This window comes from Methylotuvimicrobium sp. KM2, from assembly GCF_038051925.1.
Classification (GTDB): Bacteria; Pseudomonadota; Gammaproteobacteria; order Methylococcales; family Methylomonadaceae; genus Methylotuvimicrobium.
The window spans coordinates 382,716-407,219 of record NZ_CP150634.1 but is presented as its reverse complement, the minus strand read 5'-3'; the positions used below and the strand labels follow the sequence as shown (position 1 = coordinate 407,219).

Here is a 24,504-nt window from a genome sequence, read left to right as displayed (position 1 = left end):
TAAATGATTACATTGATTTTTAGGATCATACGGACTGCTACCGGCATTGCACGATAGCTAGTTGATTCCAGTCGGTCGTATAGTGCCTCGATAAGTATTCAACATGAAACTTCCAGTCTTTGCGGATGCCTGTCGAAGCAATGGCGATGGCTTTCGGAAAACGCCGATTAATCGTGTCGACCGCTGTCATTAGCTGTCTGGCACTGTTGGATTCAGCGGCAGTAAATAGATCCAATTGAGCGGGATGTCTTACGGATTGAATACGGTCCAATTGCACGCCGCATTTTTGATAACGGTAACCGGGCCTGAAGATTTCCCCCAGCAATTTTTTGGCTGTGCCGATTAAGACGCGCGTATCTTGAGTTGCAAAGTCCAAGGTTAGCGTGACGGCTGCGCGATATTGCGGTTCTTGGGAATTATGCGGGTTGGTTCGGAGAAAAACGGTTAGTGCTCCGGCAGCCGAGTTTTGTTGCCTCAGCTTTTCGGCTGCGCGGCTGCAAAACTCCGCCAGCGCGCCGGCTAATTCGTCGAATTGCGTGACTTTTTGTCTGAAACTTCGCGAGCAGACTATTTGTTGCTTGTCCGGCGCGATTTCCTCCAACGCCAAACAGCCGATGCCATTGAGCTCGAGCACCGTCCGGGCGATGACAATATTGAATCGTGCCTGGATGCGGTCGGGGTTTTGCGCGGCCAAATCATACGCCATATGAATGCCGAGCCGTTTAAGGCATTGTGCGGTTTTGATACCAATTCCCCAGACTTCGTCGACAGGCACGATACGCATCAGCTTTTCTCTGCGTACAGGACAGGAAAGGTCGAGTACGCCGCCGGTCCCTGGCCATTTTTTGGCTGCGAAATTGGCCAGTTTCGCCAGAGTTTTGGTTGGTCCGATGCCGACACAGACAGGAATCCCGGCATCGCGCAAGATCGTTTCCTTGATCGTCCGGGCATAAGCGATAGGGTCCCGGTCGCACGCGCCGGTTAGATCCAGAAAAGCCTCGTCGATCGAATAGACTTCGGTGTGTGGCGAAAAACTTTCCAGCAATTGCATCACGCGCGCCGACATATCGGCATAGAGTGCATAATTAGACGAGAACAGCTGTATCCGGTGGCGTTTGATCAAATTTTCGACCTGATAGACGGGTGTTCCCATCTTGATTCCGAGGGCCTTGACTTCCTCGCTGCGTGCGACGATGCAGCCGTCGTTATTACTCAATACCGCGACCGGTTTTTGCCAAAGGTCGGGCCGAAATACTCGCTCGCAGCTCACATAGAAATTATTGCAATCGACTAGGGCGATGCGGGTTTGTGAAGACATTAGACGGCATGGATGACATTGGTGACGACGCCCCAGATGACCAATTCGCTATTTTCGCGGATATGGATATCGGGGTAGACCGGATTTTCTGCGGCAAGCACGATTTCGCCGCCGAGTTTTTTCAGTCGTTTGACGGTTAGTTCGCCGTTCAATGCGCAAATCACGATTTTACCGGGCACCGGTTTCAGCGAACGGTCAACGATCAGAATGTCGTTCGGATGAATGCCGGCACCGAGCATCGATTCGCCCTCGGCGCGCACGAAGAAGGTCGCGGCCGGTTTCTTGATGAGCAAGTCGTTCAGGTCGAGCGTTTTTTCGATGTAGTCGTCGGCAGGCGACGGAAAGCCGGCCGCGACTTTGCCGATGAATAAAGGAATTTTGACGGCGTTGAGGCGCGGGGCCGGAACCAAAACATCGGCGGAACAGGACTTAACGGTTTCAAATTGGCGTTTGCGTATTGCCAACATGGTTGTTACCTCGGGAATCAGGCTTTCGGGTACGCGAATCGCGCGGGTCGTTTCGCCATAGGCGGAAGAGCCTTTCTTTCGCCCGGCGCCGGCTCGAAAGCCGCCGCGTTTGGAAGGAGAGTCGTCTGGCATCGGAGGATCTTCGGTCAATAAATGAAAAGTGTACAGTATTCAATTGGCAAAAAGCAATGCGCTAATATTTTATAATTTGAAGGCTTTTATCCCTTTAGCACTTCAAATTTCGGCAGTGCCGAATTTTAATGGTTATATATTGAATTATTGATACTGCCGCCAATCCAAGCCAAAAAGACCGAAGAGGGTTAATTGCTGCGAGGAAAGGTTTTATGAAACGATTGATACGCCCGCTAGCTGTTTTCATGTTGACGCTGCTGTTGCAAGGCTGCGCCGTTTATACTTCGCCTTATGGCCGCTCCGTGGCTTACTATGGATATGGCCCCTCTTACGGGTTTGGCTATAGTTACTGGCCTTATTATCGGCCTTATCGTTACAGATACCCGCCTTACTATAGGCCCTATGGCTATCAGGGGCGTAAATTTTACGGCAATTTCGGTTGGCGTAGCGGTTATGATGGGAGAAGTTATCTGCGTAGTCGGGGCGGTTTTTCAGGGAAGGGCCGGCAAGGTTCGCTAGGCGGTCGCCGCAGCATTAGGAGTGGTCGAGGTCGGCGCTAATGGCGCATGGTTCTAAGACTTTATTTATCACGAAATCCTAAGTTGCTGGGAATGTCGGCAACTCATTGTTGCCGACATTCCGTAACCCCCGGAAATCAGACATTTTTTGCCCTAATAATGTAGTCCGGTTATTTATTGATTTTGCTTTTGATGAACGAGATGAGAGGCTTTACGCCATTTTCGATGAAAAAACAGACGGTTTGCTTTGCCGCGTTAAAAATCACGGCGCTCATCGAAGCCTGTTCATCGAGCGACAGCTTCTTGGCCGAGGCTTTTCTGATGTTATGATAGTGAACCGCCAAGCCGTCGACAAAGACGTAGCGATACGCCCACATCTCTGCGATCGATGTAAACCACATGAATGCGAACGATACGGCCATGCCCATGCCGGCGATAATCACGAGCCAGGCAAACATCGGATGCAGCTTAGTGAGCCACCACGACATGATGTCCGCTATCAAGAATACATAAGGCATACCGATTGCGGTGCTTTTAATCATGACCGAGGCGGTTTCGGAAAAACTAAAAATCAGACCGACGAACATAAAAATAAAAGCAATACCGAACAAATGAATATGCGATATGCGAATCAACGAGGCGAAGGTAGCGCCTTCGTCTTGTTCGGTCACGGCTTTTAGTTGAGAAAAGTCGTTGTAATTAGGGATTCCCGACGCATCGGCGTTGTGACACATCACGCATTTGGTTTCGATGATATTTTTAGAGCCGCTGGATGCGTATTCCGATTGTTCAGCACCGTCTCGAGTCCATTGAATCAGTGTGAAGCGCTCTTGCTCGGTCGCATAGGGTTTCATCGAGCCGTTTAGCTTGGTTTCCAGTAGGGTGCCCGAGCGGTTGCCGTAATAACTGTAGACGATGTCGTCGATCGATAGCCCGAACTTGCCGTCGGCCATGCCGTGCGTGAATAGAATCTGTATCAACGCAAACAAATAACCGACAGCAACAGTGCCTAAATAGCCGGTAAACAAGACTTTGATCGGAAGGTCGAGCTCTTTGAGATGAGATTTAAAAGGATGCATAGCGTGTTTCCATGGAAAATAAAAATCGAATTCGTAAAAAGGGAGGAATCGACATAATAGACGCAAATAGCGGTCCATGTCGGGGCTTGAACGCATGCAAAATACGCGCCTCGCGCCATTCTATAAGACTTTCGGCGTTACCAAGCCTGAAAAAGGTGGGCGACGCGGTTCCTGCGGCTCTTTCGAGCAACCTCGCTTTTTTTAGATCGTGAAATTTCATAGCAAATGGGACTGTAAGCAGGTTCGCAACGGTACTAAAACGGTGCGAAGGTCAGTCCGCTGCTCTTCTAATGACGACAGGTCTTGAAAAAAAGGTATAGAAAAAAGATTGCTGCAGTTTGGAAATTGCCCAAAGGGACAGTAATAATGCCGAAATCGCGGCGCCGGCAATCGCCAGGTCGGCATATTCGTATCCGGACGGCAGAAATGCTTCCGCGACCGCGCCGCACAGAACCATCACAAGCAACGGCAGCATATACAGCAATAATGAGGCCTTGATTAAAATCCCTTCGCTGATTCCGATAACGACTTCGTCGCCGGCTTTTATCTCGATGTCGCAATCGACGGCGATCGAGCGCTTCTTGATAAACTTATCGAGCACCGAAGTGGAGCAGGAGCTTTTTTGCAGACAACCGCCGCAGCCCTGCTTCGGCTTGCTTTCAACCCACACCTGGTTATGCTCGATTTTTGCCACGATTGCATTTTCTTCGATCATGATGGTTCCTCGCCACTTTGGATCAATCGATAATTTCGGCAGTATACCGCGAAATCTTAATGCTATCCGACCAATAATGCGGGGGAAGCCCGGCTTTTTGTTTGAGATGCTGTAAGAACTGCCGAGGATCGGGCAAGGATTCCCATACCGAAGGTAAAAACGTGCCTCGTTTGAAGCCTTCTTCCAAAATCAAGCCGTCGATACCAGGGCGCAATTGATCGATGAGGTCTTGCTCCGAAGTCAATGCAATTGGTTCGGAGGGACTCAGTATCGAAATATGAATGTCCAATTCATCGAGCTCGTCGGCTTTAAGCGGTGGGAACCGGTAATCCTTGAATGCTGCGGAGAAAGCATTCTCGGCGACATCCTCGGCCATGGGCCTAGCCGCTTCGAGCATGCCGATGCAGCCGCGCAGTTGCCCTTGTTTTTGTAAGGTCACGAATGTTGCGCGCGGCACAGTCAATTCGGGCGGATAATCGCTTAGATCGATCTTGAGCGCTTTACCGGTTTTTAAACCGTGAGCAATGGATGACTTGGCTAAATCCAGAAGGCGCCTGCGGTCTTGTTCAGTCAACGACATAAGCGCCATACCCCACGACTCGGTCTTTATCGCCCGCGGTATCGCCGGAATTTCTGAGATCGACGTTTTTAATACGCATCGATTTTTGCCGCAACAATTTCAATAATCCGGATACCGGCACTTTGCCGCAAGCGTCCTCGGGCGATAGCTTCTCGTATTGCATTTGCTCGATCAAGGCGCTGGTTTGTTGATCGAGTTTTTTCGCAGTCGAATAATCGTGATAATGGCTCAGGTCGGAGCTTATGACGATCAAGGTTTCGGGACCGCCCCAAACCAAATCGAGAGCACGGCTGACTTGATCGGCCGAAGCATCTCCGGCGACAATCGGGACTAATTTGAAATCGGCCAATGTTTCCTGCAAGAAAGGCAAATGCACCTCCAGGCTGTGCTCGTGAGTATGCGCTTGTTCGATATATTCGACAAACGGTAGCTTCATCAATGCTTCGACCGCAGTCCGGTCGATAAGCACGTTGCCCAATGGCGTTGTGTAGTAGTCGGTGCGAGTGACGGCCAAACCGCGAAAAGCCACTCGGTGCGAAGGCCCGATCAGCACGACGCGGGTGATGTTATCGCGGGCTTGTTTTAGTCTCGCATAGGCGCTGGCAGCAACCGGCCCTGAATAAATGTAACCGGCGTGGGGGGCGATAATCGCCTTCGGAACTTTCGCCTCGGTTTCAGCATCATTTAAGTAATGATCCACAATTGTTCGCAACTCAGTCGGATCGTCAGGATAAAACAAGCCTGCGACTGCGGGTCTTCTGTTCATAGACAATATCCTGTATAAGAAGTGGGACGAAGAGGATTTTATAACGGAAAGCTTACAATCCACTGACCCGTTAAAACATTTATTGGTTCCGGGAGAACGCTAATGCCTAATTTGATTACCCCAGACACCGTTACGACACACTATTGGCATGCCTTAGAGGATGGGCGCGTACAATGCGATCTATGTCCTAGATTTTGCAAATTGCATGAGGGTCAGCGAGGATTGTGTTTCGTCAGGCAAAACCAAAACGGTCAAGTTGTCATGACCAGTTACGGTCGGTCTAGCGGCTTTGCGATCGATCCGATCGAAAAGAAACCGTTGAATCATTTTTTACCCGGCACGCCAATTCTATCCTTCGGCACGGCCGGTTGCAATCTAGCATGTAAATTCTGTCAAAATTGGGATATTAGTAAATCGCGCGAGATGGATGCGCTAATGAGCTTGGCATCGCCTGAAGCGATTGCCAGAGCGGCGCGGGAAAACGGCTGCGATAGCGTCGCTTACACATACAACGACCCGGTTATTTTTCATGAATATGCCATCGATACTGCAATCGCTTGTCGAGAACTCGGGATCAAATCGGTCGCGGTGACGGCCGGTTATGTGTGTCCTGAGCCTAGAGCCGAGTTTTATCGATATATGGATGCCGCCAATGTCGATCTCAAGGCGTTTACCGAAAACTTTTATCATAAAATTACCGGCAGTCATTTGGATGCGGTGCTCGATACCCTGCTTTATTTGAAGCACGAAACCTCGGTCTGGTTTGAATTAACGACTCTGGTCATTCCCGGCGAAAACGATTCGGAAAACGAATTCGAAGCGATGACTCAATGGGTCGTCGAAAACTTAGGTCCCGATGTGCCGATGCATTTCACGGCGTTTCATCCCGATTGGAAAATGATGGATAAGCCGCATACGCCGGTTTCTTCTCTACTGCTCGCGCGAGACATCGCCATCAAAAACGGCGTCCGCTACGCCTATGTCGGTAATGTGCATCGAAAAGAAGCGGACAGCACTTACTGTCATCACTGTGGAAAACTCTTGATCGGTCGCGATTGGTATCAATTATCCGACTGGAATCTCGACGAAAAAGGTTGCTGCAGATTTTGCGGAACGCGTTGCGCCGGCGTTTTCAATGAAAAACCGGGGAACTGGGGCGCGCAGCGAAGAGCGGTAATTATCAATTAACTTATACCTTTTGCACTTCAAATTTTGGGTGGCGCGTGAGGAGCTCCGGGGTGGCAAAGCCTTTATCGGACACCCAGGCGCCTCCTCTGGCAATGCCGAAATTTGAAAATGCGAAAGGTATATTTATTCGACCGTTACCGACTTAGCCAGATTTCTCGGCTGATCGACATCGGTCCCTTTTAGGACCGCGACATGATAGGACAGCAATTGCAACGGAATGGTATAGATAATCGGCGATATTTCGTTTTCAACCGGCGGCATTTTAATAATTTGAACGTTGACATCGTTTTCGGCCGCCAATGTTTCGTCCATAAACACGATCAATTGACCGCCTCGGGCGCTGACTTCCTGTATGTTCGATTTGAGTTTTTCAAGCAGGCTATTGTTCGGCGCGACAGTGATGACCGGCATTTCCGCGTCGATCAGGGCCAATGGTCCGTGTTTCAATTCGCCCGCTGGATAAGCCTCGGCGTGAATATAGGAAATCTCCTTAAGCTTCAATGCCCCTTCCATCGCGATCGGGTAATGCGTCCCGCGACCCAAAAATAATGCATGCTGTTTTTCGGCGAACTGCTCGGACAATTGTTTGATTTTGTCGTCCAATTGCAGAACCGCTTCTATTTTTCCGGGCAGACTGAAAAGCTCCGAAGATATTTTGTTTTCCAACTCTTTCGTCAGTCCGAAGCGCCTCCCTATCGCGATGACTAAAAGCAACAAGGTCGCCAATTGCGTCGTGAAGGCTTTCGTCGATGCGACGCCGATTTCCGGGCCTGCACGAGTCATCATCACTAAGTCGGATTCTCTGACGAGCGAACTTTCCGGAACATTACAGATCGCGAGGGAATATTTTGCACCGAGCTTTTTGGCCTCTTGCAATGCGGCCAAAGTATCGGCGGTTTCGCCGGATTGCGAAATGGTCACGACTAAGGTTCCGCGGGGGACGATCGGTTTACGGTAGCGATATTCGCTGGCCACCTCGATATTACAAGGCACCTTGGCTAATTTCTCGAACCAATAGCGGGCAACCAATCCGGCATGGTAGCTGGTCCCGCAAGCGAGTATTTGTATCGACTCAATCTGATCGAAAACCTCGCTGGCATTATGGCCGAAGGCGTTTTCCTGAAGACGATTATCGATAAAACGCCCTTCGAGCGTCTCGGAAATAGCCCAAGGTTGCTCATAGATTTCCTTGAGCATGTAATGGCGATAGAGGCCTTTTTCGACCGAATCGGCCTTGAGTTGGCTTTCTTTGATCGGCCGCTCGACTAGGCTGCCGTCCTTGTCGTAAATAACGACTTTATCTATCGTAATTTCGGCAACATCGCCGTCTTCGAGAAACATAAAGCGTTGCGTGACCGGCAGCAATGCGGCGACATCGGAGGCGATAAAATATTCGCCGATGCCGACTCCAATCACGAGCGGGCTACCTTTTCTACAGGCGATCAAGGTATTCGGGTGATCCTTTGCAACGACGCCTAACGCATAAGCGCCTTCGAGCTTTTTGATCGATTCCTTGACCGCGCCGAGCAGATTATCAGTGTTTTCCAGTGCGCCATATATTTCGTTGACGATCACTTCGGTATCGGTTTCGGAGGTAAATTCATAACCGACTGCTTTTTGGTTATTCCTCAATTGCTCATGATTTTCGATGATGCCGTTATGCACGACTGCAACCTTGTCGCGGCATATATGCGGATGAGCATTCGCGGTACTCGGTTTGCCATGCGTCGCCCACCGCGTATGAGCGATACCGATATTACCTTGTATCGCATCCTGAGCAATCAAGACTTCTAAGCCTCTAACCTTGCCGACCTCGCGCTTGCGATACAACCGACCATCTTCGACAATGGCCAATCCGGCCGAATCGTAACCGCGATATTCAAGGCGCTTGAGGCCTTCGATCAATATCGGCACTACATTACGTTGCGCAATTGCGCCCACGATTCCGCACATACTATTTCTCCTTTTTTACCGGCCTTTGCCAGGTTGGGATAGTGGATTGTTTGGCCCGCGCCAATGTCAATTTTTCAGGGGGGGCGTCTTTCGTAATCGTCGATCCAGCGCCTATCGTCGCATTCTTACCGATTATAACCGGCGCAACCAATTGCGAATTCGAGCCAATAAAGGCTCCATCTTCGATCACGGTCTTGAACTTATTGACACCGTCGTAGTTACAAGTAATCGTGCCGGCACCTACATTGACGCCGCTACCGATGACGCTATCGCCGATATAACTCAAATGGTTGATTTTACTACCGACCGCGACTGTGGACTTTTTGATTTCGACGAAATTGCCGACATGAACATTATCGGCTAATTTGGCGTCGGGTCTTAGCCGAGCAAAAGGCCCGATGCGGCTGGCTTTACCGACTTCGGCATTTTCGATCACACAATTCGGCAATATTTCGACATTATCGTGAATGATCGAGTTTTTTATAAGCGAATTTGCACCGATCGTTACATTGCTGCCTATGTTAATGCTGCCTTCGAGAATGACATTGACATCGATTTCGATATCGGTACCCAAATGCTCGATGCGTCCCCTGATATCGAAACGCGCGGGATCTCTCAATGTAACTCCGCGTTCCATTAAGCTATTCGCCTGCTCCATTTGATAAACACGCTCCAGATGCGCCAACTGCATACGATTGTTAACACCCAACACCTCGTCCTCGGTCTCGGCCTGGGAAGTTACGATGTCTATTCCGTCATTGACAGCCATTTCGATGATGTCGGTTAGATAATACTCGTTTTGCGCATTATTATTCTGCAAACGGCTTAACCATTTTTTCAATTGTTCGCCGTTCAATGCCATGATACCGGTATTGCCTTCTTGTATCGCTTTTTCTTCGGGAGATGCGTCTTTTTCTTCGACGATTTTCAAAACTCTATTGTCTTCGTCACGGACGATGCGACCGTACCCCGTAGGATTGGATAACACCACCGTTAATAATGCCAAGGCGTTGCTACCTGCGTTGGCAATCAACGTTTCGATAGTCGACAACTTCAATAAAGGCACATCCCCGTATAAAATCAGCACGGTATCGTCATCATCGACATAATCGATGGCTTGCTGCACGGCATGCCCCGTGCCTAATTGCTGAACTTGCTCTATCCACTGAGCATCGAGGTGGCTTAATCGATTTCGCACTTGTTCCGCGCCGTGTCCGTAAACGATATTTACCCGATTATCGGCCAATTGTTTACTGGTATCGTAGACATGCTCCAGTAAAGGTCTTCCGGCCACTTGATGTAAAATCTTCGGCATTTCGGAACGCATGCGCGTCCCTTTGCCTGCTGCTAAAATTATAGTCGTTAATGTCATATTTTCATTTCCGTTACCCAGCTTTAACAAATATAGTACCTATGGCATAAGATATAAAAATAATAAGGATTTTGTGAAAAATAACTTCCTGGAGCTATGAGTTTTGTAGAGGGTTCGGCAACTCGCTTGTCAGGGCGCCGTGAACCCAGCACCTAAATTATCCAAGATAGTTAACCATAGCCAATGAGCTATGGAATTTAGGTGCTGGGTGAATACGTCCTTGTAGGCTTGACGGCGGCTTTCCCTGCCGCCGACACCTGTCAATCGAGTTACCGAACCAGCTTACCATGCATTAAAAATAGGGAAGTTATTTATGACCGAACCCTAAGCATTAAATTTCATGCCAACTTTTATCCGGGTATAAACAAAAAAAGCCCGACAACGCTTTATCGTTATCGGGCTTTTTTATGGCTTAGGCCACGGCGTTATCCGCCGCGCTTTCTGAGTCTGTCTAAGGTTCTCAATTGCATGACCGCTTCCATCAACTGCGCCTGAGCGGTCGCATAATCGATCTTGCTGGTTTTATCGGATAATGCTTCCTCGGCTCTGGTTTTGGCCTCCAGTGCTGCGGCTTCATCGATGTCTTTCGCTCGAATTGCGCTATCGGCCAATATCGTCACCAAATGCGGCTGGACTTCCAAAATTCCGCCAGAAACAAAGAATGGATAGCTTTCGCTGTCGCTGACCTTGACCCTGACTTCACCGGGTTTGAGTTTGGTAATCATCGGCGCATGACGCGGCGAGATACCGACTTCGCCTAGCTCTGCGGGCGCGAAAACCATTTCGGCCAAGCCGGAATAAATTTCTTGCTCCGCGCTGACGATGTCTACATGTACGGTCATTGTCATCTCTCGGTTCCCATCGTCCGGTTACTTTTTCATGCCCTTGGCTTTTTCCAAAGCCTCGTCGATCGTGCCGACCATGTAGAATGCTTGCTCCGGAACATGATCGTACTCGCCATCGATAATACCTTTGAAGCCGGCGATGGTGTCTTTTAATGAAACATATTTTCCCGGAGAACCGGTGAAAACCTCTGCTACGAAGAACGGTTGCGACAAGAACCTTTGAATCTTGCGCGCTCTCGAAACGATCAACTTGTCTTCTTCCGACAATTCATCCATGCCTAAAATCGCGATGATGTCTCGTAACTCTTTGTACCGTTGCAAAGTCCCTTGCACCGCACGAGCGACATTGTAATGCTCATGGCCGATAACCAAAGGATCCAACTGGCGACTGGTCGAGTCAAGCGGATCGATCGCCGGATAAATACCCAGCTCGGCGATTTGACGGGACAATACCACGGTCGCGTCCAAATGCGCAAATGTCGTAGCCGGTGACGGGTCGGTCAAGTCGTCGGCAGGAACATAAACGGCCTGGATCGACGTAATGGATCCGGTTTTGGTCGAGGTGATACGTTCTTGCAATACGCCCATTTCTTCCGCCAAGTTAGGCTGATAGCCTACCGCCGACGGCATACGGCCCAACAATGCCGATACCTCGGTACCCGCCAATGTGTAACGGTATATGTTATCTACGAAGAACAATACGTCACGGCCTTCTTCACGGAAAAACTCGGCCATCGTCAACCCGGTCAAAGCCACACGCAGTCTATTGCCTGGCGGCTCGTTCATCTGACCGTAAACTAACGATACCTTGTCGATAACTTTCGAGTCGGTCATCTCGTGATAGAAGTCGTTACCTTCACGGGTACGCTCGCCAACGCCGGCGAAAACCGAGAAACCGCTGTGTTCGATCGCGATGTTACGAATCAATTCCATCATGTTGACGGTCTTGCCGACGCCGGCACCGCCGAACAAACCGACTTTACCGCCTTTCGCGAATGGACAAACCAAGTCGATAACCTTGATGCCGGTTTCGAGCAATTCATTACTGGCGGCTTGCTCATCGTAAGACGGCGCTTCGCGGTGAATCGCCCATCTTTCGTCTTCGCCGATAGCGCCTTTCTCGTCGATCGGCTCGCCAAGTACATTCATGATACGGCCCAGCGTTTTTTGACCGACCGGTACCGCAATAGGCGCACCGGAATTACTCACTTGCAATCCTCTGCTCAATCCGTCGGTCGAACCCATTGCAATAGATCTGACCACGCCGTCGCCTAATTGCTGCTGCACTTCCAAAACAAGATTCTTGTCTTCAACATTTAGTGCATCATAGACTTTCGGAAGGCTTTCGCGTGGAAATTCGACATCCACGACCGCCCCGATAATCTGAACGATTTTACCCAAACTCATTTTGTCGTCCTCTTCAATACTTAAATCTGTTAATTCGTCTGTGCATTACACAGCAGCGGCGCCGGCAACGATTTCGGAAATTTCCTGCGTAATCGCGGCTTGTCGGGCTTTGTTGTAAACCAGTTGCAGTTCGCCGATAAGCTTGCCGGCATTATCCGAAGCGCTTTTCATCGCAACCATCCGGGCAGCCTGTTCGCAAGCATTGTTCTCGACCAGCCCCTGATACACGATCGATTCGATATAGCGAATCAGCAGATTATCCAGAACTTCCTTCGCATCGGGTTCGTAAATATAATCCCAATGCCCTTTCAATTCGTCCTCGATCTCATCGGCAATGACCGGCAGTAGTTTTTCGACATTCGGTCGTTGCGTCATCGTGTTAACAAACTCATTACTGATCACATATAACTCATCGACTCGACCTTCCTCATAAGCGTCGAGCATGATTTTTATGATACCGATGATATCGTTTAGATGCGGCGTGTCGCCAAGCTTGCCGACTTGCCCAACCAAATTGATTTTTTGTAAGTTACCGAAAAACCCGGCCGCCTTGGTTCCGATGGTGCAAATATCGACATCGATGCCGTCTTTTTCCCATTGGCGTAACTGCACTAGGGTTTTACGGAATAGATTAGAATTCAAACCGCCGCATAAACCGCGATCCGAACTGACGACGATCACACCAACCCTTTTGACTTCTCGCGGAATCAAATAAGGGTGTTTGTACTCGGCATTGGCATGAGCCAGATGCTTGATGATCTGACCCATTTTTTTCGAGTAAGGCCGCGTTGCCTGCATTCTGTTTTGCGTTTTACGCATTTTACTCGCGGCGACCATTTCCATCGCGCGCGTGATCTTTTGAGTATTCTTGATACTTCCGATCTTAGTGCGTATTTCTTTACCGACAGCCATTTGACGACCCTTTTACCAGCTATGCGTGTTAATGAACGTTTCGATGGCGGATTTAATGCCTTCTTTGATGTCATCGGAGAAGTCGCCGGTTGCATTGATCTGATCCATCAAATCCGACTTTTCGGATTTCATGTATAGTTGCAGAGCGTCTTCGAAATCGCGTACTTTATTGACATCGACCGAATCCAGATAGCCTTCGTTCGCAGCGAACAACGACACCGCCATTTGCGCGACCGACATCGGCGAATATTGATTTTGTTTCATCAACTCGGTCACGCGTTGACCGCGTTCGATTTGCTTACGCGTGCTTTCGTCAAGATCGGACGCGAACTGAGCGAAAGCCGCCAATTCACGATACTGAGCCAAGTCCAAACGAATACCGCCACCCAATTTCTTGATAATTTTGGTTTGCGCCGCGCCGCCTACCCGCGATACCGACAGACCCGCGTTAACCGCAGGACGAATACCGGCATTGAACAGGTCGGTTTCGAGGAAGATCTGTCCGTCGGTAATCGAAATTACGTTGGTCGGAACGAAAGCCGATACGTCGCCTGCTTGCGTTTCGATGATTGGAAGTGCTGTCAACGAACCGGTTTTGCCTTTCACTTGGCCATTGGTCAATTTTTCGACTTCGTCGGCATTGATTCTTGCCGCTCTTTCGAGCAAACGGGAATGCAAATAGAAAACGTCGCCCGGATAAGCTTCACGACCCGGCGGTCTACGAAGTAATAACGATACTTGGCGATAGGCCCAAGCTTGTTTGGTCAAATCGTCGTAAATAATTAATGCGTCTTCGCCGCGGTCTCTAAAATATTCGCCCATCGAGCAACCGGTATACGGCGCGATGAACTGCAGAGCTGCGGATTCGGATGCGGAAGCCGCTACGACAATGGTATGCTCCATCGCGCCGTGCTCTTCGAGCTTGCGTACGACGTTAGCGATCGAAGAACGCTTTTGGCCGATCGCGACATAAATACATTTGATGCCAGTGCCTTTTTGATTGATGATCGCATCGACGGCAATGGCGGTTTTACCGGTTTGGCGGTCGCCGATGATCAATTCGCGTTGGCCGCGACCGACCGGAATCATCGAGTCGATCGATTTCAGGCCGATTTGCACCGGCTGATCGACCGATTGGCGTGCGATAACGCCCGGAGCGATTTTTTCGATCGGAGAAGTTTCGCTTGTGTTAATCGCGCCTTTGCCGTCGATCGGATTGCCCAATGCGTCGACAACGCGTCCCAGCAACGCTTCGCCGACCGGAACTTCTAAAATTCTACCGGTACATTTGACGGTGTCGCCTTCGGTAATGTGTTCGTAAGAACCCAGAACCACAGCCCCGACCGAATCGCGCTCTAAGTTAAGCGCCATGCCATAGGTATTTCCAGGAAACTCCAACATCTCGCCCTGCATGGCTTCGGAAAGTCCATGCACTCTGACGATACCGTCGGTTACACTGACTACGGTGCCTTCGGTATGGCTTTCGACGCTCAGGTCGAAATTTTCGATCTTTTGCTTGATAAGATCACTGATTTCTGATGGGTTTAATTGCATGTTCTTTTTCTCTCACTCACTGTAGAGCTTTCTGCATGTGAAGAAGCTGGCCTTTGACGGTTCCGTCGATCACCTTGTCTCCGGCACGGATTAGTACGCCACCGATCAGCGACCGGTCGTTCCAGATATCCAAACGAACTTGCTTATTCAGCCAACGCTCCAATCTGGACACTAAGTTGCCTTGCTCGTCTTCCGTCAAAGGATAAGCGGATATGACCTGAACTTCGGAGTATCCTTCATCGTCCGCTCTAAATTGCTCGTAAATCTTCGCAATTTGCGCGGCCAATTTCAGCCGATTATTATGGATGAGCAGTTTTAAAAAGTTTTTGCCTTCTTGATCAAGATGTTCGCCGCAGATGTCCAACATCAAGTTTAAAAAACTTTCTTTAGCGATTTTCGGATTATCGGCTGCCATCGCAATATTAGAGTCGCTCAAGACCGCGGACAAAAACGCCAAATTATCGGACCACTGTGCTGTCGCGCCGATTTCCTTCGCTCGTTTGAAAGCCGCCTCCGCATAAGGCCGCGCCAATGTTGCCAGTTCGCTCATGGTGCTTAACCTATTTGATTGGAAACTTTATTCAAGATTTCTTGGTGTTTGGCTTGATCGATTTCCGCGCTTAAAATTTGTTCTGCCGCATTCAGCGCCAAGGAAGAGACTTCCTTGCGCAAACTTTCTTTGACTTGCTGCAATTCTTGATCGATCTGTGCTTGAGCGGCGACAAGTAAGCGTTCGCCTTCTTTCTTAGCGGCGTCTTTCGACTCCTCGACAATTTCATTGGCCCGTTTTTGCGCCAGATTGACAATATCCGAAGACTGCTCTTTGGCTTCTTTGAGGACATTGATGGCCCTTTTCTCGGCCAATTCCATTTCTTCCTGGCCTTTTTCGGCCGCCGCCAATCCGTCGGCTATTCTCTTCTTCCGCTCTTCCAGGGATTGATAAAGTGGGGGCCAAACGAACTTCATGGTAAACCATACCAGAAGCGCGAATGTAATCATTTGACCAATCAGAGTAGCATTGATACTCACGATGCGTTCCTCTTGTTGCTGTTAGTTAAAAAACCGGATCTATTAATTACCGGCAGCGGCTTGAACAGCGGATAAAAACGGATTCGCAAATGTGAAGAATAATGCCAAACCAACGCCGATCATGGTTACCGCGTCCAACAAGCCTGCAACAATGAACATTTTGACCTGCAACATAGGCACCATTTCCGGTTGACGCGCCGCGCCTTCCAAAAATTTACCGCCCAACAAACCGAAACCGATAGCGGTTCCAAGCGCACCCATTCCCAAAACCAGTCCGACAGCGATCGCTGTCATGCCTTGAACATCAGCAATTAAAGACGCTAAATTTTCCATGATACCTCCAAACGTATGATTAAAATTAAAGTAAAAAAATAGGTGATTATTCAGCGCATGCGGCAGGTTGGTGTCAGGCATTGATTTCTAAGGACGCGTGAATACATCCCTGTAAGCTCTGACTGCAACGTCCTGTTGCAGACAGCCTTATAAATCAATGCCTGACACCTTCTCATATATAACTTATGCTGAATAGATACAAAAATAGTTAGTGATCTTCGTGAGCCATACTCAGGTAGACGATCGTCAAAACCATGAATATGAAAGCTTGCAGCGTAATAATCAGAATATGAAAAATCGCCCACGGAAAACTCAGCGCCGGCTGTATTGCCCACGGCAACAGCGCAATCAGAATAAATATTAGTTCGCCGGCATATAGATTACCGAATAAACGAAGCGCCAATGAGATCGGTTTGGCCAATTCCTCGACCAATTTAAGCAAAAGATTGAACGGCAACAACCAAGGACCGAACGGCTGGAACATCAATTCCTTGGCGAATCCCCAAGGGCCTTTGACCTTAATGCTGTAAAAAATAATCAGGAAGAATACCGAAATCGACATGGCGAAGGTCGCATTCAAATCGGTACTAGGCACGACTCTGAGATATTCGATACCCATCATGGAGCCGATCATCGGTAACAAGTCGACCGGGAACAAATCCATGAAATTAAACAGGAAGACCCAGCAGAAAATCGTCAACGCCAATGGCGCGATCAATTCGCTTTTTCCGTGAAAGCTGTCTTTAACCTGTGAATCGACGAACTCTATCATCATTTCGGCAAAATTTTGCACCAATCCTGGGACATCGGAAGTGGCTCTTTCGGCCGCCATTTTAAAAAACCAAATGAACAATCCACCCAACACGGCGGAAAAAAACAGAGTATCCAAATGCAAAGTCCAGAAACCCTCACCAACACTCAATGGTGTCAAATGATGAACGATATATCCGGTTGCCCCTTCGGCTGCATGGGCTTCAGTAGCCATCTTTCCTCTCTCGAATTGAAATCGTCAGCGCATAATTAGCGCAAACCAAAATACGGACAATACTGCTATATACCCCGATAGCAGCGTTAAAATATTGATATTCGGAATTTGAAAAATCAAAAAAAACAGCACAGCTGTCAATATAAGCTTTCCCGATTCGCCGGCATAAAACGAATTCACGATTTTTTTGGCGCCTTGCCCGCTCGCCCTAAGGATGCGCAAAGCAAAGTATAGATTCGGTATAAATGCGACTAACGCGCCTAGAAACGGCGATTTAGCACTCTGCAGCCCCGAAAAAACTGCAAATCCGGAAGATATCGCGATAATAACGAACGCTTGTAAAATCAAGATTTTTCCGACTGTAGAAATCTTTTCGTCCGTCACACCGACTCCGGATACAACAACTTGTGGATTATAGCGATGAGGCTTCATTTAATCAAGGAAGAATAAGGAACAGAGCATTTCCTACTTTGCAACGATTCATTTAAAAATCAGCCAATCGTTCAGCCTGATTTTCCGGTTTCACCCTATCCCGGACAAACAAAATCAATCGGTAATTCTATTTTCCGAATAACTGAGCTGCTCGATGATGCCGTCCAATTGCTCCAAACTCGAATAAGCCACCACCAGTTTGCCGGAACCGTTTTGTTTATGATTGATCGAGACTTTCGCGCCGAGTTTCGACGTTAAATCCTCCTGCAATCGAAGGGTATCGCGATCGACCTCCGCCGGTTCGTTTTTCAGCGGCTCGGTCTGCAAATCTCTGATCAGTTTTTCCACCGCCCTGACCGAAAGACTTTGCTTAGCGATTTTCTGCGCGGCCTGAATTTGCAGATCGCGACCCAACGGCAACAAAGCCCGGGCATGCCCCATCTCGATTTGCTTATCGACCAGCAACTGCTTGACTTCCGGCTGTAACTCCATCAATCGTAATAAGTTGGTCACCGTCGCGCGGGATTTACCGATCGCATCGGCGATTTGTTGATGCGTCAACCCAAACTCTTCAAGAAGCCTTCTCAATGCGTCGGCCTCTTCCAGTGGATTCAAGTCTTCGCGTTGAATATTTTCGATCAACGCGATCGCCATCGCCCCCTTATCGTCGATATCGCGCACAACAACCGGCACTTCTTGCAACCCGGCAAGTTGCGCAGCGCGCCAACGCCTTTCTCCGGCAACGATTTCATATCGTTCATCGCCGATTTTACGCAACACAATCGGTTGAATGATACCTTGTGCCTTGATCGAATCGGCTAGCTCCTTGATTCTTTCCGGATCGATATCCTTTCTCGGTTGAAACTTTCCACGCTGCAACCATTCGATCGGCAGTTTTTGCAGTTCGTTTTTTTTCTCTGTCGCAGGTGGCGCATCGCCCAATAAAGCATCCAATCCCCGACCCAAACCTCGTTTTTGTACCGCCATAATTGCCTTATTTCTTCTCTTTTCTAATCATTTCGCCCGCTAACGCGATATAAGCCAAGGCACCGCGCGACGACTTATCGTATTGAATCACCGGCAAACCATGACTCGGCGCCTCGGCCAAGCGAATATTACGCGGAATCGTGGTGCGAAAAACTTTATCGCCGAAATATTCAGCCAGCTGATCGGATACGTCTTTGGTCAAACGGCTTCTATTATCGAACATCGTTCTTAAAATACCTTCGAGTTGCAACCCGGGGTTCACCGAACCTTGAATGTTTCTCAATGTCGACATCAGCGCCGACAAACCTTCCAGCGCATAATATTCGCACTGCATCGGTATCAATACGCTATCGGCTGCGACCATGGCATTTAATGTCAACATATTCAATGTAGGAGGGCAATCGATCAGTATATAGTCGTACTGATCCTTAATCGGCTGCAAGGCTTCGGCCAAACGCCGCTCCTTGCGATCGATCTGAAGCATATTGACTTCGGCTGCCGTCAAGTCGGAATTGGCCGGAATGATCGAAAACCCGCACGACTCTTGCTTTACAACAGTCTCGGCCGCCGGCACATCTTCTAATAACAAATCGTAACTGGAATATTGCACCGAGTCTTTATCGACGCCGCAACCCATCGCCGCATTACCTTGCGGATCGAGATCCACCAACAACACTTTTCGTTTCGCGCCCGCCAAAGCCGCGGACAGATTAACACTGGTCGTCGTTTTACCGACCCCGCCTTTTTGATTGGTAACTGCTATCACCTTTCCCACTTGTTCACTCCCGCTGCGTAGGCTTGTTAATTTGAATCAGGCATCGCTGCGCTTCTATTCCCGGAACCCGTATCGGTATCACTGTCGCGTCACACCCGATTTGCTGCAACTCCTGCTCGGGATACTGGCCTTTCATCGCCAACAACACGCCGCCCGGCGCGATCAAATGCCCGGTCATTTTCAACATGTCCGGTAAATTAGTAAACGCTCGCATAATGACCGTATCGAACAAATGCTCAGACTTAAAGGCTTCAACTCGGTTATGACAAACCTGAACATTAGCCAATTTCAACTCTAAAACGGCCTGCTGCACGAAACGGGTTTTTTTGCTATTGCTATCCAATAACGTGAAAGTTTTGTCCGGCCGGCAAACGGCCAAAGGAATGCCCGGCAATCCGGCGCCGGTCCCGATATCGATGACCGTTTGCCCGGTAACATAAGGTAAAACCGCAAGACTATCGAGCAGATGCAGACTTACCATCGCTTCTGGGTCACGGATCGAGGTTAGATTGAAGGCTTTATTCCATTTTTCGATCAGCCCAATGAAACTCAACAAGCGGTCGATTTGTTCATCGCCAAGCGTTAAGTTTAATTCATCGAGACCGGCCTGGAGTCGTTTCCGGCAAGTATCCATCAGGCGCTTTTCTTCTTTAAATGGACCAGCAACAAGGATATCGCCGCCGGCGTCACGCCGGGAATTCGCGAAGCCTGTCCCAGCGTTTCCGGCTGTTGTTTTCTGAGTTTTTCACAGACTTCGTTTGAAAGCCCCGAGACGTTCCGGTAATCGATCGTTTCCGGCAAACGTAAATGATCGTAACGCTTGGTCTTGTCGATTTCAGTCTGCTGCCTGTCGATGTACCCCGAATATTTAGCCTGTATCGCGACTTGCTCGGACACCTGCCCCGGAATTTCATCCCGCTCGATAAAGCTCAACAGCCGCTCGATATCCACTTCGGGACGGCGCAGCAAATCCATCAAGTTGACTTCGCGCTGCAACGGCTTGCCCCAAAACGCTTCGGCTTGTTTGGCGTCTTCCGTTTCGGCCCGAAGCCATTTTTTCGACAGTTCCGCTTGCAAAGCACCGATTTGTTCGCGCTTATGTTCGAACTTGCGCCAACGCTCATCGCCGACCAAGCCCAACTCGCGGCCGGTTTCGGTCAAGCGTAGATCGGCGTTATCTTCGCGCAGCAGCAGCCGGTATTCGGCACGGCTCGTAAACATACGATAAGGCTCTTGCGTGCCGCGCGTGATCAAATCATCGATCATCACGCCGATGTATGCCTCGTCGCGAGCCGGACACCAACTTTCCTGACCGCGAATCGAGCGCGCGGCATTGAGCCCTGCAATCAAGCCTTGTGCGGCTGCTTCTTCATAACCGGTCGTGCCGTTGATTTGCCCGGCAAAAAACAAACCCGGCATATGCTTGGTTTCCAATGACGACTTAAGATCGCGCGGATCGAAAAAGTCGTATTCGATCGCATAGCCCGGGCGAATGATTTCGGCATTTTCGAAACCGAGCATCGATCTTACGAATTCGTATTGCACATCGAACGGCAAGCTGGTTGAAATACCGTTCGGATAAATTTCGTTCGTATTCAAGCCTTCCGGCTCGATGAAAATCTGATGCGAATCGCGATCGGCGAAACGCACGATCTTATCTTCGATAGAAGGACAATAGCGCGGCCCGATGCCTTCGATCACACCGGTGTACATCGGCGAACGGTCCAGACCGGACCGAATGATGTCATGCGTCCGGCTATTGGTTCGCGTAATGAAGCAAGGAATTTGCCGCGGGTGCTGCTCGCGCTTGCCCAAAAACGAAAAAACAGGAACCGGATCGTCGCCGAATTGCTTTTCCAATCGACTGTAATCGATCGTGCGACCGTCGATGCGCGGCGGCGTGCCGGTTTTCAATCGGTCCACTCGGAACGGCAACTCACGCAAACGCTCGGCCAACTCGACAGAGGCAGGGTCGCCGGCACGCCCGCCGGTATAATTTTCTAGTCCGATATGAATACGTCCGGCTAAAAACGTCCCGGCGGTCAAGACAACGGCGCGCGCTCGAAATTCGAGCCCCATTTGGGTTTTAACGCCGGCAACCCGACCGCCTTCGACGATCAAATCGGCAACCGTTTGCTGAAACAAGGCCAAATTCGCTTGATTTTCCAATGCGCTACGCACGTATTGCTTATAAAGACTACGATCGGCTTGCGCGCGAGTCGCTCTGACCGCGGGACCTTTGCTGGCGTTTAAAATACGAAACTGAATGCCGGCATGATCGATCGCCTCGGCCATGACGCCGCCGAGCGCGTCGATTTCCTTGACGAGATGCCCTTTACCGATACCGCCGATCGCCGGATTGCAGCTCATCTGCCCCAAGGTATCGATATTTTGGGTGAGTAACAAGGTTTGCGCGCCGCTTCGGGCGGCCGCCAATGCTGCCTCGGTTCCGGCGTGACCGCCGCCGATCACGATGACATCAAAATTTTTTTTGAATTTCACAGGCTTTTAATGCTCAAATAAAGCGCTATTTTAAATAGTAAAGAGGCGTTGTCCAAAATTATTCAGGAGTTTATTTATGAAAAAGCCTAAAAAACCGGCACCCAACGCGCAAAACAACTTGGTTGCCAAGCACGCACATCAGTTTAACAAAGCCCAAATATTCCGCGACAGAACCCAATATCGCCGCAAAGCTAAACACCCCGGCAGGGAGCCTTTACCGATGATGTCCATGGACGTTATCGGTAAAGGCTTCTCGATCGAAATAGCCTATTCCTTTTCCGCTTTTTCCGCGCACTGAATGCACAAATTGGCAAAAGGTAAAACCTTCAGCCGCTCCTTGTTAATTTTCGCTCCGCAATTTTCGCAAAAACCGTATTCGCCATCGTCTATCCGATCAATGGCATGCCTGACTTTAACCATCTCCGCCCGGGTCGTATTGCCTATATAATCCAATACTTCGTCATTCTCGGTTTGCACGGCCTGTTCGCCGAAATCTTGCGATAACGGCTCATCGGCATGTTTGACGTCCTCGGTAATTTTGCTCAGGCGCTCGTCAAGCTCCTCGAGCATTTCGATCAAATTTTCGCGGACTTCCTCGTATTCACTCACAGCTCTACCCTGACATTAATTTTAAACTATAGTTGTAGATAGCATAGTACCATTAACTTCGGCATTCATTCTCATGAGACTTTATCTTATCAACAATTCCCAGCTTGAGCAGTTTCGCCGATCTTAGGGAGCAGGGCATGTCTATCGAGGAACGCCGATAAAATTAATAATCCACTTCGCACAAAAATCATCTCCTCATGCAAAACCCAATCGCTCCTTTGCTGGAATCCGCCAATCGAATCATTCTCGGAAAACAACATCAAATCCGTTTAGCCCTATGTTGCCTTTTGGCTCGAGGCCATCTATTGATCGAAGACATACCCGGCGTCGGCAAAACCACGCTTGCGCATACTCTGGCTAAATTGCTGGGCTTGAATTATCAACGCATTCAATTTACCAGCGATATCCTGCCGGCCGATATTATCGGCGCATCGATATTCGACCCGGAAGAACGCAGTTTCAAATTTCATCCGGGGCCGATCTTCAATCAAATGATTCTGGCCGATGAAATCAACCGCTCGACGCCCAAAGCACAAAGCGCCTTATTGGAAGCGATGGAGGAACAACAAGTTACGGTCGAAGGCAAAACCTATCACTTGCCCTCGCCGTTTTTCGTGATCGCAACGCAAAACCCCGCTCATCAAATCGGCACATTTCCTTTGCCCGAATCGCAACTGGACCGTTTTTTGATGCGCATTGAGCTGGGTTATCCGAACCGCAACGCGGAGCGGGAATTATTGAGCGGACAGTCGCGTTTTCATTTAATTGAAAACCTTCAAACCGAATTACCGCCCGAACAGCTCAAAAACATCCAACAACTCGTCAACACCGTGCACGTTTCAAGCGCATTGCTGGATTATTTGCAGAACATCATCACTTTTACCCGCGAATTCCCCGATTACCCTTGCGGTCTGTCGCCGCGCGCGGGCTTATCCCTGCTCAACGCGGCCAAGGCCTGGGCGTTCATGGACAGTCGCGATGCAGTATTACCCGAAGATGTACAAGCGGTGCTCCCCGCTGTCGCAGGCCATCGCCTGCGTTCCACCAGTCAGGATTCCGGCGCGGTCGTCGCGCCGATACTCGAACGAGTGAACGTGCTTTGAGTACCTTGTCGATCAAGGACCGTTTTCGGTTAAGCCGTTTTTTTGCCGGCGAAAAACCGTCCGACGAAGCCATCCGGCTAAACCAACGCCGAATCTTTATTTTGCCGTCCAAGCGTGGCCTGAGCTTTGTCGTATTGATCCTACTGTTGCTGCTGATCGCGTTCGTCTATACCAACAACCTCGCCTATTTTCTGACTTTCTTGCTAGCAAGCGTATTTTTTATCGGCATCCTACATAGTTACAAAGCCTTAGCCGGCCTGATCATTCAAAAAGGACAATGCAAGCCGGTATTCGCCGGAGAACGCGCCGTATTCGAAATTCATATCGACAACCCGACCCCAGCTCCTCGCTTCAGTCTCGAAATCGATTTGCATGACAAAACTCAATTGACCCTTGAACCCTACGAGAAAAAAACCGCTAGACTTTATGCTCCGACACAACGCCGCGGCTATCAGCCCTGCGGCACGATCACCCTATCGAGCGGCTATCCGCTCGGCTTGTTCCGCGCCTGGTCGCCGTTGCGGTTTAACCTATCGGTACTGGTCTACCCGAAACCCTGGCCGCAGGAAATTCCCTTCCCCGAAACCGGCGGCGACTCGTCGGATCAAGGTAAAACCGAAAAAGGCACCGACGACTTTTACGGCCTTCAAGAATATCAACGCGGCGATTCGATCAAACGCATCCACTGGAAAGCTTATGCCAAAGGCCAGGGGCTTTTTAGCAAGCAATACAGCGGCGAGCAAGGCGATGAATTGTGGCTCCATTACGAAGCCTGCACCGGTTACGGCAACGAGGAACGCTTGAGCCGACTGTGCCGCTGGGTTCTCGACGCGGAAAAAGCCGGGCTTCGTTACGGCCTTAAACTGCCCGGCCAAAAAATCGGCCTCGGCCTCGGTCCCGCTCACCTGACTCAATGCCTGGAAGCTCTCGCCCTGTTTTAGAT

General features: G+C 49.6%; 27 protein-coding genes. 5 read left to right on the top strand and 22 right to left on the bottom strand.

Annotated elements, in window-relative coordinates; all coding sequences use genetic code 11:
- Positions 1-37 precede the first annotated feature (37 nt).
- On the bottom strand, positions 38-1,318 hold the full coding sequence (locus tag WJM45_RS01850; protein WP_341327303.1) for a Y-family DNA polymerase: 1,281 nt from the start codon (positions 1,316-1,318) through the stop codon (positions 38-40).
- The gene (gene umuD / locus WJM45_RS01845; protein WP_341328902.1) at positions 1,318-1,728 is read right to left on the bottom strand and encodes a translesion error-prone DNA polymerase V autoproteolytic subunit; all 411 of its coding nucleotides are present in this window, start codon (positions 1,726-1,728) and stop codon (positions 1,318-1,320) included. The genes WJM45_RS01850 and umuD overlap by 1 nt, the downstream gene beginning before the upstream one ends.
- Positions 1,729-2,129: 401 nt before the next feature.
- Between umuD and WJM45_RS01840 the strand changes: the two genes are divergently transcribed.
- Positions 2,130-2,477, top strand: coding sequence for a hypothetical protein (locus WJM45_RS01840; protein ID WP_341327302.1), 348 nt, complete (start codon positions 2,130-2,132; stop codon positions 2,475-2,477).
- 128 nt (positions 2,478-2,605) lie between these two features.
- Here the strand turns inward: WJM45_RS01840 and WJM45_RS01835 are convergent, their stop codons facing one another.
- The 4 genes from WJM45_RS01835 to amrB all read right to left on the bottom strand — a co-directional run bounded on the left by WJM45_RS01835 (position 2,606) and on the right by amrB (position 5,575).
- Positions 2,606-3,514 (bottom strand): hypothetical protein, encoded by a 909-nt coding sequence (locus tag WJM45_RS01835; protein ID WP_341327301.1) that lies wholly within the window; start codon positions 3,512-3,514, stop codon positions 2,606-2,608.
- A 271-nt stretch (positions 3,515-3,785) separates the two neighbouring features.
- A complete protein-coding gene (locus tag WJM45_RS01830) occupies positions 3,786-4,229 on the bottom strand; it encodes a SoxR reducing system RseC family protein (RefSeq protein ID WP_341327300.1) in 444 nt (147 codons plus the stop codon).
- A gap of 22 nt (positions 4,230-4,251) precedes the next feature.
- Positions 4,252-4,809, bottom strand: a complete 558-nt coding sequence (amrA, locus tag WJM45_RS01825; protein ID WP_341327299.1) for an AmmeMemoRadiSam system protein A — start codon at positions 4,807-4,809, stop codon at positions 4,252-4,254.
- Positions 4,796-5,575, bottom strand: a complete 780-nt coding sequence (amrB, locus tag WJM45_RS01820; protein ID WP_341327298.1) for an AmmeMemoRadiSam system protein B — start codon at positions 5,573-5,575, stop codon at positions 4,796-4,798. The genes amrA and amrB overlap by 14 nt, the downstream gene beginning before the upstream one ends.
- Positions 5,576-5,677: 102 nt before the next feature.
- Here amrB and amrS point away from each other — a divergent pair, with 102 nt between their 5' ends.
- Complete coding sequence (gene amrS / locus WJM45_RS01815) at positions 5,678-6,763, top strand: AmmeMemoRadiSam system radical SAM enzyme (protein WP_341327297.1); 1,086 nt, start codon at positions 5,678-5,680, stop codon at positions 6,761-6,763.
- A gap of 123 nt (positions 6,764-6,886) precedes the next feature.
- Here the strand turns inward: amrS and glmS are convergent, their stop codons facing one another.
- The 15 genes from glmS to mnmG all read right to left on the bottom strand — a co-directional run bounded on the left by glmS (position 6,887) and on the right by mnmG (position 21,849).
- Entirely contained in the window at positions 6,887-8,716 is a 1,830-nt protein-coding gene (gene glmS / locus WJM45_RS01810; protein ID WP_341327296.1) for a glutamine--fructose-6-phosphate transaminase (isomerizing), read from the bottom strand.
- Position 8,717: 1 nt separating this feature from the next.
- Positions 8,718-10,088: a bifunctional UDP-N-acetylglucosamine diphosphorylase/glucosamine-1-phosphate N-acetyltransferase GlmU gene (gene glmU / locus WJM45_RS01805; protein ID WP_341327295.1), complete on the bottom strand. Its 1,371-nt coding sequence runs from the start codon at positions 10,086-10,088 to the stop codon at positions 8,718-8,720.
- Positions 10,089-10,513: 425 nt separating this feature from the next.
- A complete protein-coding gene (locus WJM45_RS01800; RefSeq protein ID WP_341327294.1) occupies positions 10,514-10,936 on the bottom strand; it encodes a F0F1 ATP synthase subunit epsilon in 423 nt (140 codons plus the stop codon).
- Between the two features lie 21 nt (positions 10,937-10,957).
- Positions 10,958-12,340 carry a F0F1 ATP synthase subunit beta gene (gene atpD, locus WJM45_RS01795; RefSeq protein ID WP_341327293.1) on the bottom strand — a complete coding sequence of 461 codons (1,383 nt, stop codon included), beginning with the start codon at positions 12,338-12,340 and terminating at the stop codon, positions 10,958-10,960.
- Positions 12,341-12,385: 45 nt separating this feature from the next.
- Positions 12,386-13,252 (bottom strand): F0F1 ATP synthase subunit gamma, encoded by an 867-nt coding sequence (gene atpG, locus WJM45_RS01790; RefSeq protein ID WP_341327292.1) that lies wholly within the window; start codon positions 13,250-13,252, stop codon positions 12,386-12,388.
- A gap of 12 nt (positions 13,253-13,264) precedes the next feature.
- Positions 13,265-14,806, bottom strand: a complete 1,542-nt coding sequence (atpA, locus tag WJM45_RS01785; protein WP_341327291.1) for a F0F1 ATP synthase subunit alpha — start codon at positions 14,804-14,806, stop codon at positions 13,265-13,267.
- A 16-nt stretch (positions 14,807-14,822) separates the two neighbouring features.
- The gene (locus WJM45_RS01780; RefSeq protein ID WP_341327290.1) at positions 14,823-15,356 is read right to left on the bottom strand and encodes a F0F1 ATP synthase subunit delta; all 534 of its coding nucleotides are present in this window, start codon (positions 15,354-15,356) and stop codon (positions 14,823-14,825) included.
- 5 nt (positions 15,357-15,361) lie between these two features.
- Positions 15,362-15,835 carry a F0F1 ATP synthase subunit B gene (locus WJM45_RS01775; RefSeq protein WP_341327289.1) on the bottom strand — a complete coding sequence of 158 codons (474 nt, stop codon included), beginning with the start codon at positions 15,833-15,835 and terminating at the stop codon, positions 15,362-15,364.
- Between the two features lie 42 nt (positions 15,836-15,877).
- Entirely contained in the window at positions 15,878-16,147 is a 270-nt protein-coding gene (atpE, locus tag WJM45_RS01770; protein ID WP_198482344.1) for a F0F1 ATP synthase subunit C, read from the bottom strand.
- Between the two features lie 229 nt (positions 16,148-16,376).
- Entirely contained in the window at positions 16,377-17,153 is a 777-nt protein-coding gene (gene atpB, locus WJM45_RS01765; RefSeq protein WP_014146838.1) for a F0F1 ATP synthase subunit A, read from the bottom strand.
- A 24-nt stretch (positions 17,154-17,177) separates the two neighbouring features.
- Positions 17,178-17,537: an ATP synthase subunit I gene (locus tag WJM45_RS01760; protein WP_341327288.1), complete on the bottom strand. Its 360-nt coding sequence runs from the start codon at positions 17,535-17,537 to the stop codon at positions 17,178-17,180.
- 162 nt (positions 17,538-17,699) lie between these two features.
- Positions 17,700-18,572, bottom strand: a complete 873-nt coding sequence (locus WJM45_RS01755; RefSeq protein WP_341327287.1) for a ParB/RepB/Spo0J family partition protein — start codon at positions 18,570-18,572, stop codon at positions 17,700-17,702.
- 7 nt (positions 18,573-18,579) lie between these two features.
- A complete protein-coding gene (locus tag WJM45_RS01750) occupies positions 18,580-19,347 on the bottom strand; it encodes a ParA family protein (RefSeq protein ID WP_341327286.1) in 768 nt (255 codons plus the stop codon).
- 4 nt (positions 19,348-19,351) lie between these two features.
- Complete coding sequence (gene rsmG / locus WJM45_RS01745) at positions 19,352-19,981, bottom strand: 16S rRNA (guanine(527)-N(7))-methyltransferase RsmG (RefSeq protein ID WP_341327285.1); 630 nt, start codon at positions 19,979-19,981, stop codon at positions 19,352-19,354.
- Positions 19,981-21,849: a tRNA uridine-5-carboxymethylaminomethyl(34) synthesis enzyme MnmG gene (mnmG, locus tag WJM45_RS01740; RefSeq protein ID WP_341327284.1), complete on the bottom strand. Its 1,869-nt coding sequence runs from the start codon at positions 21,847-21,849 to the stop codon at positions 19,981-19,983. The genes rsmG and mnmG overlap by 1 nt, the downstream gene beginning before the upstream one ends.
- Before the next feature lie 76 nt (positions 21,850-21,925).
- Here mnmG and WJM45_RS01735 point away from each other — a divergent pair, with 76 nt between their 5' ends.
- Positions 21,926-22,147 (top strand): hypothetical protein, encoded by a 222-nt coding sequence (locus WJM45_RS01735; RefSeq protein WP_341327283.1) that lies wholly within the window; start codon positions 21,926-21,928, stop codon positions 22,145-22,147.
- Here the strand turns inward: WJM45_RS01735 and WJM45_RS01730 are convergent.
- Entirely contained in the window at positions 22,117-22,458 is a 342-nt protein-coding gene (locus tag WJM45_RS01730; protein ID WP_341327282.1) for a TraR/DksA family transcriptional regulator, read from the bottom strand. The two genes, WJM45_RS01735 and WJM45_RS01730, sit on opposite strands and share 31 nt — an antisense overlap.
- A 197-nt stretch (positions 22,459-22,655) precedes the next feature.
- Between WJM45_RS01730 and WJM45_RS01725 the strand changes: the two genes are divergently transcribed.
- Complete coding sequence (locus WJM45_RS01725; protein WP_341327281.1) at positions 22,656-23,561, top strand: MoxR family ATPase; 906 nt, start codon at positions 22,656-22,658, stop codon at positions 23,559-23,561.
- The gene (locus WJM45_RS01720; RefSeq protein WP_341327280.1) at positions 23,558-24,502 is read left to right on the top strand and encodes a DUF58 domain-containing protein; all 945 of its coding nucleotides are present in this window, start codon (positions 23,558-23,560) and stop codon (positions 24,500-24,502) included. The genes WJM45_RS01725 and WJM45_RS01720 overlap by 4 nt, the downstream gene beginning before the upstream one ends.
- Positions 24,503-24,504 lie beyond the last annotated feature (2 nt).

Excerpts from the sequence above, each read along its gene's own strand:
- WJM45_RS01830 (WP_341327300.1), bottom strand. The coding sequence starts at position 4,229 with ATGATCGAAGAAAATGCAATCGTGGCAAAAATCGAGCATAACCAGGTG.
- WJM45_RS01725 (WP_341327281.1), top strand. The coding sequence starts at position 22,656 with ATGCAAAACCCAATCGCTCCTTTGCTGGAATCCGCCAATCGAATCATT.
- amrA (WP_341327299.1), bottom strand. The coding sequence starts at position 4,809 with ATGTCGTTGACTGAACAAGACCGCAGGCGCCTTCTGGATTTAGCCAAG.
- amrS (WP_341327297.1), top strand. The coding sequence starts at position 5,678 with ATGCCTAATTTGATTACCCCAGACACCGTTACGACACACTATTGGCAT.
- rsmG (WP_341327285.1), bottom strand. The coding sequence starts at position 19,981 with ATGGATACTTGCCGGAAACGACTCCAGGCCGGTCTCGATGAATTAAAC.
- WJM45_RS01835 (WP_341327301.1), bottom strand. The coding sequence starts at position 3,514 with ATGCATCCTTTTAAATCTCATCTCAAAGAGCTCGACCTTCCGATCAAA.
- glmS (WP_341327296.1), bottom strand. The coding sequence starts at position 8,716 with ATGTGCGGAATCGTGGGCGCAATTGCGCAACGTAATGTAGTGCCGATA.
- amrB (WP_341327298.1), bottom strand. The coding sequence starts at position 5,575 with ATGAACAGAAGACCCGCAGTCGCAGGCTTGTTTTATCCTGACGATCCG.
- atpG (WP_341327292.1), bottom strand. The coding sequence starts at position 13,252 with ATGGCTGTCGGTAAAGAAATACGCACTAAGATCGGAAGTATCAAGAAT.
- WJM45_RS01755 (WP_341327287.1), bottom strand. The coding sequence starts at position 18,572 with ATGGCGGTACAAAAACGAGGTTTGGGTCGGGGATTGGATGCTTTATTG.
- WJM45_RS01780 (WP_341327290.1), bottom strand. The coding sequence starts at position 15,356 with ATGAGCGAACTGGCAACATTGGCGCGGCCTTATGCGGAGGCGGCTTTC.
- atpD (WP_341327293.1), bottom strand. The coding sequence starts at position 12,340 with ATGAGTTTGGGTAAAATCGTTCAGATTATCGGGGCGGTCGTGGATGTC.
- WJM45_RS01840 (WP_341327302.1), top strand. The coding sequence starts at position 2,130 with ATGAAACGATTGATACGCCCGCTAGCTGTTTTCATGTTGACGCTGCTG.
- WJM45_RS01800 (WP_341327294.1), bottom strand. The coding sequence starts at position 10,936 with ATGACAATGACCGTACATGTAGACATCGTCAGCGCGGAGCAAGAAATT.
- atpA (WP_341327291.1), bottom strand. The coding sequence starts at position 14,806 with ATGCAATTAAACCCATCAGAAATCAGTGATCTTATCAAGCAAAAGATC.
- glmU (WP_341327295.1), bottom strand. The coding sequence starts at position 10,088 with ATGACATTAACGACTATAATTTTAGCAGCAGGCAAAGGGACGCGCATG.
- WJM45_RS01850 (WP_341327303.1), bottom strand. The coding sequence starts at position 1,318 with ATGTCTTCACAAACCCGCATCGCCCTAGTCGATTGCAATAATTTCTAT.
- WJM45_RS01735 (WP_341327283.1), top strand. The coding sequence starts at position 21,926 with ATGAAAAAGCCTAAAAAACCGGCACCCAACGCGCAAAACAACTTGGTT.
- atpB (WP_014146838.1), bottom strand. The coding sequence starts at position 17,153 with ATGGCTACTGAAGCCCATGCAGCCGAAGGGGCAACCGGATATATCGTT.